The organism is Desulfovibrio sp. DV, from assembly GCF_001936595.1.
Classification (GTDB): domain Bacteria; phylum Desulfobacterota; class Desulfovibrionia; order Desulfovibrionales; family Desulfovibrionaceae; genus Solidesulfovibrio.
The window spans coordinates 11,990-27,651 of the sequence record NZ_MLBG01000058.1 but is presented as its reverse complement, the minus strand read 5'-3'; the positions used below and the strand labels follow the sequence as shown (position 1 = coordinate 27,651).

Here is a 15,662-nt window from a genome sequence, read left to right as displayed (position 1 = left end):
CCCCCCGCATGCTTTTGGGAAAACGCAGCGCTAGTCGTCGAAATCGCCCTCAGGGCCTTTGTCGCGGGACAGGGTCTTGGCCCGTTCCAGAATCTTTTCCCGGGTCCATTCGGCCGGGTTCTCGATGCGTCCGGCCTTGGGGCCAAGATCATAGGAACCGGCGGCGAGCAGGGCTTCGATGCCAAGGGAGGCGGTGCCGCCGGCATTGAAGACGTCGGTCAAAAGCCAGGTGACGAACTCGGCCACGGCTCCGGCCATGCGGTCGCGCACGTCCTTGGGCTGGGCCAGGATCTTGTTTTCAAAAACGCAGTTGAGCTTTTTGTAGTCGCCGGCCTTGATGGCCTTGCCGTCGGCATAGCCCACCATCTCGGCCCACAGCGCGTCATCAAGGCCCTTGCCGGGCTGTTTGATAAACGCCCCGGCCGCGTCCATGATGGCGTTGCCGTAGTCGTTGACAGCCACGCCCCAGGCGATCATCTGCAGGGCCGTGGCCACGTTGGCCTTGGTGGTGCGGGTCAGGGCGGCAATTTCCTTGAGCTTTTCCGAGGAGTTGCCTGACGTGCCGTGCTGGGCGCCGGAAATGCCGTAGGCGGTGAGCGCCTGGTGGATCTCGGCGGTCAGCTCCACCTGGATGCCCGTGGCCGAGGCCTCGATGCCGTGGGTGGTGCCGTTATTGAGGGCAATCCAGTCCGGGTGGATGCCGTTGGCATTGAGGCCCCGGATGAGGAAAAGAGCTTCGTCGGCTGTGGAAAGGCCGGATTTGCCCTTGATCTCGCCCACTTCCGTCTCGTAGCCGGCCCAGCCCGGAACGAACGGGGCCAGGGCAATGTTGGCCAGCAGGTTTTCCTCGTCGGGCAGGTGGGAGGCGTCGATGGCGATGGAGGTGATGCCGGCCTCGAACAGCGTGGGGATCTCGGCCTGGGCTTCGGCGATATCGGAAGCCTTTTTGATGCCGTAGTGGTCGGCGTGGATGGCCACGGGCACGGTGATGCCCAGTTCGTTCATGGCCTGGTCGGCCTGCCGGGCGATGTTCCACATGGTGACGTTGCAGTAGTTGGATTCGGACCGGGCGATCTCGACGATGATGGCCGCATCGGCTTTCTGGGCGGCCATGAGCGCTCCGCGCAGCACGGCGTTGCTGCGGGAGTTGGCGGCAATGGTCATGGCCTTGCCCTTGTTGAGCATGGCCCGGTCGATGGCCTTGCCGCTGACGATAAGCGCCCGGGAGTTGGGGAAAATGGTTTTGATGTTGGGCGGGCGGCCAACGGCCAGGGCCTGGTCAAATGCGGTCATATCCGTCTTGGTCATGCAGTCCTCCTTGTCGTGGCGGGGCGCGTGGCCCGAAAAGGTGCGTCCGGCCGGATCAGCCGGCGGCGTAAACGTCTTTGATCTTGTGGCGCTCAAGGATGGCCACGGCGGCCGGATCATCGGCTGTGGCCCGGATCAGCGCGGCCACGGCCGAGGCGATGCGGGCGCGCTCAACCGGAAAGGGAATGTCGGCAAGCCTGGAGCATAGGGCGTCCAGGCGGGCCAGATTGGCGTCGGCCGGGCCGGACTGGCAGTGGCCGAGGAAATCGCAGCTGACCACCGAGGCCGTGCCGGCGGCCGTTGGCGGCAGGGCCATGTAGGCCGGGCTGCCGCAGATGGCGCAGGTCATTTCGCCGGTGGCCGTGTCGGCCACCGGGAAGGTCCAGTTGCTGGTGGTGTTGCCGCAGGCGTCGTATTTGCGAATATGCAGGAAACGGCTCTCGGCGGCCCAGCCGAAATCGGCGTGGGTGGGATCGGCAACGCAAAAAAGTTTGCGCGAAAGCATAGTTCGCTCCTTTTGCCCCAATTTCGGGGCGCAACCGTTTAGGGCATAGTACGGGAGGCCGAAACAATCAACAAACCGGCGGCAATCACCCGCCCGTGGAGGGGGTTTTTCCTTTCGCGGGGGCGCACTTTCTGGTAGCTGCAAGCCTCGCCGCAACACGCTTTTTCGGAGGGAACATGTCGGGCTACCTCTATGTCCTTGCCGCCGCCGCCCTGTGGGGGCTCATTGGGCCGCTGTCCAAGCTGTCGTTTGCCGCCGGCATGGACACGGTGGAGGTGGCCTTCTGGCGCACGACCCTGGCCTGGGTGCTTTTTGCCGCCCAGGCCGTAGTCAACCGGGAAACGCACATCGACCGGCGCGACCTGCCGGCGGTGGCCGGTTTCGGCGTGGCCGGCATTGCCGGGCTGTTCGGGGCCTATGTGGTGGCCGTTGAAGCCGGCGGCGCAGCCCTGGCCTCGGTGCTGCTCTATACCGCTCCGGCCTGGGTGGCGCTCATGTCCTGGCTCTTTCTCAAGGAGCGGATGGGGGGCTACAAGGTGGCGGCAGTGGCGGCCACCATTGCCGGCGTGGCCGGGGTGAGCCTTGGGCCGGGCGACGGCGGGGCCGCGGTCGACGGCCGGGCCATTGTTTTCGGCCTGCTCTCGGGGGTGACCTACGCCCTGTACTACATCTTCGGAAAATACTACCTGGGCCGGTACAAGACGCCGACGCTTTTCCTGTATGCCCTGCCGGTCGGGTCCCTGGCCCTGCTCCCCTTTACGAAGTTCACCACCCCGACCCTGGCCGGGGCCGTGCCCTGCCTCATCCTGGCCCTGTGCTCAACCTATGGGGCCTATTCACTCTATTATGCGGGCTTGAAGCGTCTGGAGGCCACCCGGGCGGCGGTGACGGCCACCTTCGAGCCGGTCATGGCGGCTCTTCTGGCCTATACCATGTTTGGCGAGCGCTTCAGCATTGTCGGCTATCTCGGGGCGGGCCTCATTATCGCCTCGGTGCTGCTGACCATCTGGGACGGGGCCAGGGAGCGGTTTCGCGCCCCGTTGCCGCCGATTGCACCGGCGCGCCAGGCAGACTAAAGTCGGGTCGGCCCGATTCCGATAGGAAGGATACGGAGGACCGCGCGGATCGTCTTCGCCGCCGGAACATACCATGAGCGCAAGCGACGTCACCTCCACCCTGGCCGCCCCGGCCCCGACAGCCGCGCCATCCCTGGCGCAGGCCCCGGTTGCGGCCGCGCCTGCCCCCCGTTCCAGCCAGCCCTCCAAGACGGAAGAGACGCCGGCCCACACGGCCGAGTCGCCCTTTCCCGAGCACCGGGTCCGGCTTAAAATCGACGAGGCCACCCAGATCATCCAGGCCCAGGTCCGCGACTCGGAGTCCGGCAAGGTGGTCTACGATCTGCCCGACGACCAGTGGCTGCGCCTGGCGGCCAAACTGCGGGCCTTTGCCGCCACGGCCATTGTGGACAAATCCGTCTAGCCCAGCGGCCGCCTTGCCCTTTGCCGGGCCATCCGGTAAACAGGTCAGAGTTTACGCATTTTTCCCTGACGGCTTGTTAGGCGTCTGAACTGAAGCGATACCCGCAATGCCAGACAACGCCATGCCAAGCCTCCGCCCGCCATCCCGTCGTTTTCCGACACATGCCTTCCTGGCCCTGCTTGGCCTTGGGCTGGCTCTGGCTTTTGCCCTGGGCTGGATGGAACTGACCGCCGAGCACAACACGGCCACCTTCCGGTTTGCCCTGGACGGAGCCGTGGCCGATGTGCAGGCGGCTGTGGGCGAAATGCATTCCCTGGCCCTGTCGGCCGCCGTCACCGGGGAGGCCCGGGCTGTCGCCGCCTACCGGGAGCAGGCCGCATCCTGCCTCGCCAGCGCCGGGACCCTGCGCCGCGTCGCGCTGCAAGCCCGGGGACTCGCCAGTCCGGACTGCCTCGACCGGCGCTTGCAGGCCGTCCTCGACCTGGGGGATCAGGCCATGCAACTGACCCTCGCTCCGGGAGGCTCCGGCCCGGCCCTGGCCCTGTTGCAGGGGCAGGACGCCCGGTCGGCCCGGACCGAGCTCCGGGACTGCCTGGAGCAGACCCGCGCCGGCATCCGAACCGCCGTGCTGGGGCTTTTGGCCAGCCAGGACCACCACGCCCGGCTGGCTGTGGCTGCCATTGGCCTTGGCACGCTGGTTTTGGGCGTGTTCGCCTCATTGGTGCTGCGCCGGGCCATCTGCGCCACCCGGGAGAACATCGCGGCCCGCGAAGCCCTCAGTGCTTCGGAACGGCGGTTTCGCGACACCTTTGAGCTGGCCGCCGTGGGCATCGCCCATGTGGGCCTTGACGGGCAGTTCCTGCGCGTCAATCCCCATTTTGAGCAGATTACCGGCTACACGGCCGAAGCCTTGCTGGCCCGGACCTATACCGCCATCACCCACCCCGACGACCTGGGCGAAGACCTGGATCAGGTTGAGCGCCTGCGGGCCGGCGCCATCAACTCGTATACCATGGACAAGCGCTATGTGCGCAAAGATGGTTCCCTGGTCTGGGTCAGCCTGACCGTGACGCTGTTGCGCGATGCTGCCGGGACGCCGCTCCATTACATCAGCGTGGTCTCCGACATCAGCGCCCGCAAGGCCGCCGAGGCCGCCGCCAGGGAAAATGCAGCCACAGTGACGGCCCTGCTCGACGCCACCTCGGACCGGGTGTTCCTGGCCGACGCCACCGGACGCATTCTGGCCGCCAACATGGCCGCCACCCAAGGACTCGACCTTGGCCCGGAGGTGGTCGCGGGGCGGACCTTTGACACGGTCTTTCCCCCGGACCTCGCCCGGTCGCGATTGGCCCACCTCAACCGGGCCCTGCTCCTTGGCCGTCCGGTCCGTTTCACCGACGAGCGCGCCGGCATCCTGTTCGACATCATCATCGCCCCCCTGCCGGCCGCTCCGGGAACGCCGGGCCGGGCAGCCGTTTTCGCCCGCGACGTCACCGAAATCATCCGGGCCAGGGAGGCGGCCGAAGCGGCCAATCGGGCCAAGAGCGACTTTCTGGCCAATGTCAGCCACGAGCTGCGTACGCCCTTAAACGGCATCATGGGCATGGCCCAACTGCTTGGGACCACCCCCTTGGAGCCAGGGCAGGTGCAGTGCCTCGATGACCTGCAAAGCGCCGCGGCTTCATTGCTGGTTCTGGTCAATGATCTTCTCGACCTGTCCAAAATCGAGTCCGGGCGGATGGAACTCGTGGCCGAGCCGTTTGTCCTGTCCTCCATCATCCAGGGCGTGGCCGCCACCCTGGAGCCGTTGGCCAGGGACAAGGGGCTGGCCCTTTCGGCCCGGATCGGGGACGAGGTGCCCCGGCTGCTGGTCGGCGACGGCGACAGGCTGCGGCAGGTGCTGCTCAATCTGGTGGGGAACGCGCTTAAGTTTACCGAAACGGGCCGGGTGAGCGTGGATGTGGCCTGTGCCCGGCCGTGCGTGTTGCCCGGGCACGGCGGTCTGGTCACGGATGTCTATTTTGCCGTGCGCGACACCGGTATCGGCATCGCCCCGGAAGATCAGGCCCGGATTTTCGAGAGCTTCACCCAGGTGGACGCCTCGTCCACCCGGCGTTTCGGCGGCACGGGCCTGGGGCTGGCCATCAGCCGGCGGCTGGTCGGCCTTATGGGCGGGGAGATCGGGGTGGAGAGCGAGCCTGGCAAGGGCAGCGTGTTTTCGTTTGCCCTGCGCTTTACGGTCGGGGACGACAGCCTGGACGAGGCGGCTACTGGCCGAGATAGGCCTTCTTGATGTCGGCGTTTTCCCGAAGGGCGCTGGCCTTGTCTTCCATGACCACCGATCCCGTTTCCATGACATAGGCCCGGTCGGCCAGCTTGAGCGCCATGTTGGCGTTTTGCTCAACCAGCAGGATGGTCACGCCGCGTTCTTCGTTGACGTTTCGGATGATGCGGAAGATGTGCTGGGAGATCATGGGCGAAAGGCCAAGGGACGGTTCGTCCAGGAGCAGCATTTTCGGACGGCCCATGAAGGCCCGGGCAATGGCCAGCATCTGCTGCTCGCCGCCGGACAGCGTGCCGCCGTGCTGCTTGCGCCGCTCGAAAAGAACCGGAAAGAGCCGGAAGACCATGCCGAGGTCGGCCTCGATCTCGTCGCTGTCGCGGCGCAAAAACGCACCCATGTCGAGATTTTCCTGGACCGTCAGGCGCGGAAAGATGCGCCGTCCCTCAGGCACCTGGCAAAGGCCCAGGGCCGGCAGTTCGTCGGCCCGTTTGCCCAGGATCGAGGTCCCCAGGTAGCGCACATCGCCGGCACTGGCCCGGACAATGCCGCAGATGGTCATGAGCGTGGTGGACTTGCCTGCGCCGTTGGCCCCGATGATGGTGACGATCTCGCCTTCCTCGACGCGAAGCGTCACGTCGCGAAGGGCCTGGATGCGGCCGTAATGGGCCGAGACGCCCTCAAGTTCCAAAATCGCGGCCACAACTACTCCGTATCGTCAGAACGTTTGCCAAGCCGCGCCGCCGGCCACAGGCCGGCCGGGCGCACCAGCATCATGACGGCCATGGCCCCGCCAAAGGCCAACATGCGGTACAGTTCGAAGCCCCGGAACATTTCCGGCAGGGCGACCAGGGCCAGGGCGCCCAGGATGACCCCGGGAATCGAGCCCATGCCGCCAAGCACCACCATGGCCAGCACCATGGCCGACTCGATGAAGGTGAAGCTCTCGGGGCTGACAAAGCGCATCCGGGCCGCGAAAAAGGCCCCGGCCAGTCCGCCGAACACCGCGCCCAGGGCATAGGCCAGCAGCTTGAAGCGAAACGTGTCCACGCCCATGAGTTCGGCCGCCGTCTCATCCTCGCGGATGGCCTCGAAGGCCCGGCCGATGCGGGAAAAATTGATGCGGTAGACGGCAATGATGGTGAACACGGCCAAGGCCAGGATGATGTAGTAGAGGTATTCGAGCTTGCGCAGGACCAGATATTCCAAGGAAAACGAGCCGTCGGCAAACTGCGGCAGGTAGATGCCCGGGGACTTGATGCCAAGGAGCCCGTTGGGACCGCCGGTCAGCGCCATCCAGTTGTTGATCACGATGCGCACGATCTCGCCAAACCCCAGGGTGACAATGGCCAGATAATCGCCGCGCATCCGCAGCGTCGGGTAGCCGATCAGGCAGCCGGCAATGGCGGCAAAGGCGGCGCAGATGGGCAGGCACAGCCAAAACGGCACGGAATAGTGGATGGAGAGCAGGGCGTAGGTGTAGGCCCCGACGCCATAAAAGGCGATGTAGCCGAGGTCGAGCAGGCCGCACAGCCCGACGACCACGTTAAGGCCCAGGCCCAGACAGATATAGACCAGGACGTTGATGGCCACATCCTGGGCATAGCGGTTGGTGAGCATGGGATAGCTCAGGGCAAAGGCGGCCAGGGGCACGAGCAGCATCCAGCGGGGAGCCCGGCCCAGGGCGACTCCCACGGCGTCGCGGGCGGCGCCCAGCGGGTTTAACACCCCGTCCAGGCGGCCGGCCTTGCCCAGGCGGTAGAGCGAAAAGCAGATGGTTGCGGCAACAGCCACCCGCAGCCAGACGGCAAAGGCGTCGGCAAAGTGGAACTGGCCATCGCGAATGCCCATAAGCGGCCAGAGCAGGAGAAAAAACCAGGCTAGGCCCAGGCCGAAATACTGCCAGGATTTCCTAGACCCGCGTGTCATCGACGTTCTCTCCCATGATGCCGGTGGGCATGAAATAGAGCACCCCGATCAGGATGACGAAGGCGAAGACGTCTTTGTATTCGCCGCCGTGGGGGATGTAGGCGGCGGCCAGGATCTCCACCATGCCGATAATGAGGCCGCCGATCATGGCTCCGGTGATGTTGCCGATGCCGCCAAGGACGGCGGCGGCAAAGGCCTTGATGCCGGGGACAAAGCCCATGTCGTAGCGCACCGAGCCGTAGTACAGGCCCACCATGATGCCGGCGGCGGCAGCCAGGGCCGCGCCGATGGCAAAGGTGGTGCTGATGACCTTGTCGGAATGGATGCCGACCAGGGCGGACATGACCTTGTCCTGGGAGGTGGCCCGCATGGCCTTGCCGATGCGGGTCTTAAAGACCAGGGCGTTGAGCAGGACGAGGAGCAGGCCGGTGACGGCCAGGATGCCGATCTGCATGAAGCTGACGCGCACGCCGAGCCACTCGAAGCCGCCGTGGGTAAATTCCGTGGGATAGGCCTTGTCGTAGACGCCCTGGGTGAGCATCAGGCCGTTTTGCAGGAAGATTGACATGCCCAGGGCCGAGAGCAGGACCGACAGGCGCGAGGAAGAGCGCAGCGGCTTGTAGGCCACCTTTTCCACGGCCATGGCCAGCATGGCGCAGTAGCCCATGGCCAGGATCAGGGCAAAGGCCAGCCCGAACCAGGGGTGGCTGTCCATGAGGCCCTGGGAGGCCATGTAGCTTAAGAGGATGACGCCGAGGTAGCCGCCGGCGGCAAAGATCTCGCCATGGGCGAAGTTAATGAGCGAGATGATGCCGTAGACCATGGTGTAGCCAAGGGCCACCAGGGCATAGACGCCGCCAAGGGTCAGGCCGTTTATGAGCTGCTGGAAAAGATAATCCATGGGTCGGTGCCGCCGGGTGGGGGGAGGGCGGTCCTCCCCCCTGCTTGAGGATGCGTTGGGTTAGTACTTTTTGCCGGTCTGGGGGTCCCAGAAGTTGGCGAACTGGCCGTCTTTGACCACACGGATGATGTAGTTGGAGCCGGACTCGCCGTTGGCTTCGAACTTGATCTTCTTGGACGCGCCCTGCATCTCGGTCTTGACCAGTTCGGCCTTGATCTTGGCCGGATCGGTGCTCTTGGCGGCCTTGATGGCGGAAAGCAGCGAATAGGCGGCGTCGTAGGCATAGGCCGAGTAGGCCCCGGGCTTGCCGAACTTCTCGTAGGCGGCCTGGAATTTCTTGTACGACGGGGTGGTCTCGTCGATGTAGCCAAAGGTCAGGTACATGCCTTCGGCGGCGTCCTTGGCGATTTCCATGAGCTGGGGATGGTAGACGGCATCCTGGCCGATGATGGCGGCGGTGACGCCGGTGCGCTTGGCCTGGATGAGCATGAGCGCGCCGGAAGCGGAGTTCTGCAGGCTCATGTACAAAACGTCGGGCTTGGCGTCCTTGATCTTGGTCAAAACGGCGGAGAAGTCCTTGTCGCCCTGGTTGACGTGGTCATGGGCAATGACCTTGACGCCTTCCTTGGCAGCCAGCTTCTCGACGTTGTCGGCCAGACCCTGGGAATAGGTGGTCTTGTCGTCGACGATGTAGATGGTCTTGGCCTTTTGCACGTCCTTGATGAACTTCATGGCGGCAATGGACTGGTCGTCGTCGCGGCCGCAGACGCGGAACATGTAGGGCAGGCCGCGCTCGGTGACTTTTTCCGAGGTGGAGGCCGGGGTCAGCATGGGGATGTCGGCTTCGGCCAGGGCTTCCGAGGCCGGGATGGTGGCCGAGGAGCAATAGGCGCCGACGACGCCGACGACCTTCTCGTTGACCAGCTTGTTGGCCGCGGCCACGGCTTGCCGGGGATCGCAGGCATCGTCTTCGGCAAACAGCTCGATCTTGTCGAAGCCGGGAATGCCGCCGTCTTTTTCAATGGCGGCAATGGCAGCCCGGGTGCCGTTGGCAATGTCGTTGCCGTCGGCGGCGTAGGAGCCGGTCAGCGGGCTTAGGCTGCCGATTTTCAGGGTGGCAGCCGTGGCCGTGCCGGCCATCAGGCATACGGCGACGAGTGCGAGGATGATGCTTCTGGCTTTCATGGTCCGCAAACCTCCTTCCTTCATGGTGTCGCCCCTCCCGCCGCGAGGTTGCGGCCAGCGTGGGCGTTTTCGCGGCACGGGAAACGCGTGTTGCGGGCGATCATTTCCGCGAGGGCCTGCCAAGCCGCAACACAGGGGACTTATAATTTTTATTCACAACTAGCATAAATGTTTGTTGTGAACGCGGACTAGTCGATATCGGAGCCGAGATAGGCCTCGATCACGGTCGGATTGGACCGGACTTCCTCGGGTGTGCCCTGGCAGATGCACACGCCGTGGTCGAGGACCACCAGCCGATGGCTGACGTTCATGACCACGCTCATGTCGTGCTCGACCAACAGCACGTTGATGCCGGTGGCGGCAATGCGTTGGATCATGGCCATCAGTTCGCGGCTTTCCGACGGATTGAGGCCGGCGGCCGGTTCGTCGAGCAAAATGGTCTTGGGGTCGGAGCCAAGGGCCCGGGCGATTTCCAGGCGGCGCTGCAGGCCGTAGGGCAGGTTCTTGGCCACGGCATGGGCGAATTCGCCCAGGCCGGCAAACACCAGGGCGGCCATGGCCCGGTCGCGCAGGTCGCGTTCCTCGGCCCGTTGCCGCCGGGTGCGCAGGACCGAGCCGAACACGCCGGCGCGGCTGCGGCAATGCCGGGCCACCATGACGTTTTCAAGCGCGGTCATGGCGGTAAAAAGCCTGATATTCTGGAATGTTCTGGCAATGCCCCGGGCCAGGATGTGATGCGGGCGAAGCCCGGAAAGGGGCCGTTCGTCATAGGTCACCGAGCCGCCGGAAATGCGGTAGACCCCGGTGATGACGTTAAAAATTGTGGTTTTGCCGGCCCCGTTGGGGCCAATAAGGCTGACGATCTCGCCGGGGCGCAGATCGAAACTCACTTCCGTAAGGGCTTGCAGCCCGCCGAAGTGGACGCTGACATCGGAAAGACACAAGTGGGCCATGGGATTGTTCGTATACGAAAAATCCCGACGAAAAAAAAGGGGAATTTTTCAAGGGCGACAAGGTCTTGAATTACTGCAGCGGAGGTGTCCGAAGTGCCTTGCCAAGGGCATGGACGTTGTAAAGCCGCACGCCGGAGCCGGAAAGCAGGATTTCCAGTGCTGCAAAACTGTCCAGCCACGCCGACCAGTTGCGCCAGGCCATCGCCTTTTTCCGCATCGCCACCTGAGCCGCCAAAAAGACCGGGCCGGGAACGCCTCGCGGCATTCCCGGCCCTGTCGCCTATTCGGTACGACCGCTCAGACCGCAGCCAACACCTGTCCCAACGCCTCGGAAAACCGTTTGAGGTCCTCCTGCTCGATGACCAGCGGCGGCAGAAGCCGCAACACCGTGTCCTGGGTCAGGTTGAGGACAAAGCCACGGCCCATGAGCGCCTTCCAGACGTCAATCCCGGGGAAGGCCAGCTCGATGCCAAGCATCAGCCCCATGCCGCGCACATCGGCAATCTTGTCCGGAAACCGGTCTTTCAGTTCGCCAAAAAGGGCCATGGCAAAATCACCCATGCGCTCGGCCCGTTCGGCAATCTTGTCGCGGTTCATGATCTCGATGGTCTTTAAGGCCGCCGAGGACACCAGCGCCCCGCCGCCAAAGGTGGTGGCATGGGAACCCGGCACAAAGCCGGCGGCAACCGCGTCGGTGGCCAGCACCGCACCCATGGGCAGCCCGTTGGCCAGGGCCTTGGAACAGGTAAAGACGTCCGGAGTCAGGCCGTAGTTCTGGAAGGCCCAGAATCTGCCCGTGCGGCACATGCCGGTCTGGACCTCGTCGATCATAAAGAGCACGTCGCGCTCGCGGCAAAGCTTTGCCACGGCTTCGAGGTATTCCCGGGGGAACGGCTTCACGCCGCCCTCGCCCTGGATGCACTCCAGGAGCACCGCGGCCGTGCATTCGCCGACCGCGGCGCGCATGGCCCCGATGTCGCCGGCCGGCACGGTGACGAAACCTTCGGGCAGGGGATCGAAGCCGAACTTGATCTTGTCCTGGCCGGTGGCGGTCAGCGTCGCCAGGGTGCGGCCGTGAAACGAGCCGGTCAACGTGACGATTTCATAGGCGTCGCGGTTTTTGACCGTGCGCATGTACCGCCTGGCCAGTTTGATCGCGCCCTCGTTGGCCTCGGCCCCGGAGTTGCAAAAAAAGACCTTGCCCATGTGGCAGGTGGCCAACAGGGCTTCGGCCAGCTCCACCTGCTCGCGCTGGTAGAAAAGATTGCTCACATGCACCAGTTCGCGGGCCTTGGCGGCAATAACGTCGGCCACCTCGGGATGGCAATGCCCCAGATTGCACACGGCAATGCCGGCCAGCAGGTCGGTGTGTTCACGGCCGTCGAGATCGCGCAGACGGCAGCCGTCGGCCGAGGCCACGGCCATCGGATACCGGCCATAGGTGCTCATGACGGATGCCTGCTCCCGCGCCCGCAGCGCGTCGAACGCTTCACTCATCGCGATTCTCCTTTATGGGTGGATGGATAGTAGGTTCCTGGGGGAGGAAACCCCTTTTTGAAAAAGGGGTTTCCTCCCCCAGACCCCCACCTTCCCCAAAAACTTTTAAGGGGTGGCGTGTTGCCTTGTCCCAACGAGTTCTATTCGCCCGAAGGGCGAGGCCCTTGCGGTATCAGGATTTCGGCTGGCCCGGTTGTCGCCCCGCGACAGCCGGGCCAGCCGAAATCCTGATACCGCTATTGAGGGGTCCGGGGGATCATCCCCCCGGCCGCCGGAGGCATCTTCCCGTCTCTCCCCCTACGCTTTTCCGGTATGCCCGAAGCCGCCGTCGCCCCGGCTGGTGTCGTCGAGGTCGTCGACGGGCGTGATGCTGGGCCGCACGATGGGGGCCAGGACGAGTTGGGCGATGCGTTCGTGGCGGCTGATGGTTTTGGGTTCCTGGGAGGTATTGAGCAGCCAGACGATGATTTCGCCCCGGTAGTCCGGGTCGATGACGCCCACGCCCTGGGCCACGGTAAGGCCGTGTTTGGCCCCAAGGCCGGAGCGGGAATAGATGAAGCCGGCGATGCCGGGCGTCTGGATGGCGATGGCGATGCCGGTGGGCACCGGGGCGCGGCCGCCCGGGGCGATGGTCAGGGACTCGGTTTCGATGTCGGCCCGCAGGTCGAGTCCGGCCGAGCCGGGAGTGGCCACGGCGGGCGGGTTGTTGCGGCTGGATTCCCGGAGGAATTTGATATGGAGAGCAGTTGTTTGGCCGGTCATGGGCACACCTCCGCAAAGACAAATCAGGGGCGTAAAACTACCCCTTTGGGCAATTTTGTAAATGCTTTTTAATTGACTGAAATACAAGTATTTTTAAGAGCTGGTGTCAAGGTGGTGACGTTTTCCGGCCGGCCTTGCCTTTTGCAGGGCCTTGTGGATAGATGCTGGCGAGAAGTTGGCCGGACGGCATGTTCCGTTACGGCCGGACTGAAAAAGGGGAACGTATGCAGCCGTTACGTGTCTACAGCGTTGTGCCGAAACTGCCGGAAAAGCTCAAACCGCTTTGGGATTTGGCCTATAATCTGCTTTTTTCCTGGAACGATGAAATTGTGTCGCTGTTTGCCCAGGTGGACCGGCGGCTGTGGCGCGAGTGCTACGGCAATCCGGTGTGCTTCCTTAACCGTCTGCCGCAAAAGACGCTGGAGACCCTGGCCGAAGACGAATTTTTCGTCGAACGGCTGGCTGATCTGCGCCAGAGCCTGGCCACCTATCTGTCCCGCAAAACCGCCTCGATCCCGTTCCCCGAGCGCGACGGTTCGCTGGTGGTGGCCTATTTCAGCCTGGAATACGGCATAAGCCAGAGCCTGCCCATCTATTCCGGGGGCCTTGGCATCCTGGCCGGCGACCATCTCAAATCGGCCAGCGACCTGTGCGTGCCGCTGGTCGGCATCGGGTTGTGCTACCAGCAGGGCTTTTTCCGCCAGTATCTGACGCCAGACGGCTGGCAGCAGGAACGCTATCCCATTTACGATTTCGAGCAGATGCCGCTGACCTTGTGCAAGGACGCCGCCGGCGAACGGATTCTGGTCACTGTCGATCTCAAGGGCGAGCGCGTCACGGCCCAGATCTGGAAGGCGCAGGTCGGGCGGGTGTCGCTCTATCTCATGGACACCAATGTGCCGGAAAACCAGCCGGCCACCCGCCAGCTCACCAACCGCCTCTACGGCGGCGATCTGGAAACCCGGGTGCGCCAGGAATACCTGCTTGGCATCGGCGGCGTCCGGGCCTTGGAAGCCCTGGGGTTAAAGCCCAAGGTCATCCACATGAACGAAGGCCATTCGGCCTTTGCCGGGTTGGAGCGCATCGCCAATTTCATGGACAAGCATCAGCTGTCCTTTGAGGCGGCCATGGAGCTCGTGGCGTCGAGCTCCATTTTCACCACCCACACGCCGGTGCCGGCCGGCAACGACCGGTTCCCGCCGGACCTGATCCAGGCCTATTTCGAGGACTATGCCAAGCGGCTCGGGTTGGCCTTCAAGGTGCTCCTCGCCCTGGGCCGGGAAGACCCGCGAAACGACACCGAGCATTTCTGCATGACGGTGCTGGCCCTTAAGCTCTCGCGCTTCAATAACGGCGTGTCGCAGCTTCACGGCGTGGTGTCGCGCAAGATGTGGAACCGGGTCTGGACCCAGTATCCCGTGGAAGACGTGCCCATCGGGGCCATCACCAACGGGGTGCACGTGCCGACCTGGGTGGCCCAGGATCTGGCCGCGCTCTATGACCGCTACCTCGGGGCCAACTGGCGCGAGGATCCGGACACCAGCCGCGTCTTTTCCCAGGCCCATCTGATTTCCGACGCCGAGTTGTGGCGCACCCACGAACGCCTGCGCGAACGGCTGGTCGGCTATGTGCGCGAGCGGCTGCGCGACCAGTTGCTGGCCCGCGGCGCCAAGAGCATCGAGCTGCAAAATGCCGAGGAAGTGCTTGATCCCCAGGCGCTGACCATCGGGTTCGCCCGGCGTTTTGCCACCTACAAGCGGGCCAACATGCTGCTCCAGGACAAGGAGCGCCTGATCCGCATCATTTCCAACGCCGACCGGCCCGTGCAGTTCGTTTTCGCCGGCAAGGCCCATCCCCACGACAACGAAGGCAAGCGCCTGATCCAGGATCTGGTGCAGTTGTGCGGCACGGCCCCGTGCCGCTACAACATGGTCTTCCTCGAAGACTACGACATGGAGATCGCCAGCTATCTGGTGCAGGGCGTGGACGTGTGGCTCAATACCCCGCGCCGGCCCCTTGAAGCCTGCGGCACCAGCGGCATGAAGGCCATGTGCAATGGTGTGCTCAACCTGTCCACTCTGGACGGCTGGTGGGCCGAGGCCTGGAAGCCCGACAACAGCGTGGGTTGGGCCATCGGCATGGGCGAGGAATACGAGGACGCCGGATACCAGGATTTCGTGGAGAGCCAAACCCTCTACAACATCCTGGAAAACGAGATCATCCCGACCTTTTACGAGCGGGGCCACGGCAATCTGCCGCGCAATTGGATTCGCAAGATGAAGGATTCCATTTGCCAGCTCACGCCGGTCTACAACTCCCACCGCATGGTGGAGGACTATGCCCGCATTGCCTACGGGCCGGCCCTTGAGAACTACAACCGCCTGACCCGCGAGGAATGCGCCGCAGCCAAGGACCTGGCTTCCTGGCGTATGGACATGATGACCAAGTGGGGTAATCTGGACATCCGCAACATCCGGGCCGGCGATCCCGAACAGCTCCATGTCGGTGAACCCGTGCGCGTCACGGCCGAGGTGCAGTTAAACGGCATCCGGCCCCAGGACGTGGAAGTGCAGATCTACGCCGGCCGGCTGGACTACGAAGGCAAGTTCGCCCAGCGCGAGACCGTGGCCATGCGGCCGGTGGAGACCACCCCCGATGGCTGGCATGTCTACATGGGCGAGATGTGCCCGGCCGAAGCCGGCCGTTTCGGATTTACCGTACGCATCCTGCCGCACCATCCGCTGCTGCTCGACTCCCACAGCCTGGGCCTGATCCGCTGGGCGCAAAACGTGTAGGCGAAGCGTCGGCACAGGGTCGGGGGGGGGCTCCCCGCAGATACGCAGAGCGCGGGCTTCCTCGGAT

At 64.2% G+C, this 15,662-nt stretch carries 14 protein-coding genes; 4 read left to right on the top strand and 10 right to left on the bottom strand.

Features of this window, described 5'->3' with window-relative positions:
- Positions 1-30: 30 nt before the first annotated feature.
- Complete coding sequence (locus tag DVDV_RS13260; RefSeq protein WP_075355128.1) at positions 31-1,308, bottom strand: class II fructose-bisphosphate aldolase; 1,278 nt, start codon at positions 1,306-1,308, stop codon at positions 31-33.
- A 55-nt stretch (positions 1,309-1,363) separates the two neighbouring features.
- Complete coding sequence (locus tag DVDV_RS13255; RefSeq protein WP_075355127.1) at positions 1,364-1,813, bottom strand: hypothetical protein; 450 nt, start codon at positions 1,811-1,813, stop codon at positions 1,364-1,366.
- A gap of 176 nt (positions 1,814-1,989) precedes the next feature.
- Here DVDV_RS13255 and DVDV_RS13250 point away from each other — a divergent pair, with 176 nt between their 5' ends.
- From DVDV_RS13250 to DVDV_RS13240, 3 genes are all read left to right on the top strand, one after another.
- On the top strand, positions 1,990-2,889 hold the full coding sequence (locus tag DVDV_RS13250) for a DMT family transporter (protein WP_075355126.1): 900 nt from the start codon (positions 1,990-1,992) through the stop codon (positions 2,887-2,889).
- A 73-nt stretch (positions 2,890-2,962) separates the two neighbouring features.
- Positions 2,963-3,292: a flagellar protein FlaG gene (locus DVDV_RS13245; protein ID WP_075355125.1), complete on the top strand. Its 330-nt coding sequence runs from the start codon at positions 2,963-2,965 to the stop codon at positions 3,290-3,292.
- A gap of 121 nt (positions 3,293-3,413) precedes the next feature.
- Positions 3,414-5,585: a PAS domain-containing protein gene (locus DVDV_RS13240; protein WP_075355130.1), complete on the top strand. Its 2,172-nt coding sequence runs from the start codon at positions 3,414-3,416 to the stop codon at positions 5,583-5,585.
- Here the strand turns inward: DVDV_RS13240 and DVDV_RS13235 are convergent.
- From DVDV_RS13235 to dut, 8 genes are all read right to left on the bottom strand, one after another.
- On the bottom strand, positions 5,560-6,276 hold the full coding sequence (locus tag DVDV_RS13235; RefSeq protein ID WP_075355124.1) for an ABC transporter ATP-binding protein: 717 nt from the start codon (positions 6,274-6,276) through the stop codon (positions 5,560-5,562). The genes DVDV_RS13240 and DVDV_RS13235 overlap by 26 nt on opposite strands.
- 2 nt (positions 6,277-6,278) lie before the next feature.
- Positions 6,279-7,502 carry a branched-chain amino acid ABC transporter permease gene (locus DVDV_RS13230; RefSeq protein ID WP_075355123.1) on the bottom strand — a complete coding sequence of 408 codons (1,224 nt, stop codon included), beginning with the start codon at positions 7,500-7,502 and terminating at the stop codon, positions 6,279-6,281.
- A complete protein-coding gene (locus DVDV_RS13225; protein WP_075355122.1) occupies positions 7,486-8,403 on the bottom strand; it encodes a branched-chain amino acid ABC transporter permease in 918 nt (305 codons plus the stop codon). Before DVDV_RS13225 ends, DVDV_RS13230 begins: the two co-directional genes overlap by 17 nt.
- Before the next feature lie 60 nt (positions 8,404-8,463).
- On the bottom strand, positions 8,464-9,588 hold the full coding sequence (locus tag DVDV_RS13220; protein WP_075355121.1) for a branched-chain amino acid ABC transporter substrate-binding protein: 1,125 nt from the start codon (positions 9,586-9,588) through the stop codon (positions 8,464-8,466).
- Between the two features lie 188 nt (positions 9,589-9,776).
- Positions 9,777-10,541 carry an ABC transporter ATP-binding protein gene (locus DVDV_RS13215; RefSeq protein ID WP_075355120.1) on the bottom strand — a complete coding sequence of 255 codons (765 nt, stop codon included), beginning with the start codon at positions 10,539-10,541 and terminating at the stop codon, positions 9,777-9,779.
- A 70-nt stretch (positions 10,542-10,611) separates the two neighbouring features.
- On the bottom strand, positions 10,612-10,806 hold the full coding sequence (locus tag DVDV_RS13210; protein ID WP_075355119.1) for a hypothetical protein: 195 nt from the start codon (positions 10,804-10,806) through the stop codon (positions 10,612-10,614).
- Positions 10,807-10,838: 32 nt separating this feature from the next.
- On the bottom strand, positions 10,839-12,038 hold the full coding sequence (locus tag DVDV_RS13205) for an aspartate aminotransferase family protein (RefSeq protein ID WP_075355118.1): 1,200 nt from the start codon (positions 12,036-12,038) through the stop codon (positions 10,839-10,841).
- A gap of 297 nt (positions 12,039-12,335) precedes the next feature.
- Positions 12,336-12,800, bottom strand: a complete 465-nt coding sequence (gene dut, locus DVDV_RS13200; protein WP_075355117.1) for a dUTP diphosphatase — start codon at positions 12,798-12,800, stop codon at positions 12,336-12,338.
- Positions 12,801-13,024: 224 nt separating this feature from the next.
- On the opposite strand from dut, the gene glgP reads away from it, so the two are divergent.
- Positions 13,025-15,595 (top strand): alpha-glucan family phosphorylase, encoded by a 2,571-nt coding sequence (glgP, locus tag DVDV_RS13195; RefSeq protein ID WP_075355116.1) that lies wholly within the window; start codon positions 13,025-13,027, stop codon positions 15,593-15,595.
- The last annotated feature ends 67 nt before the right edge of the window (positions 15,596-15,662 follow it).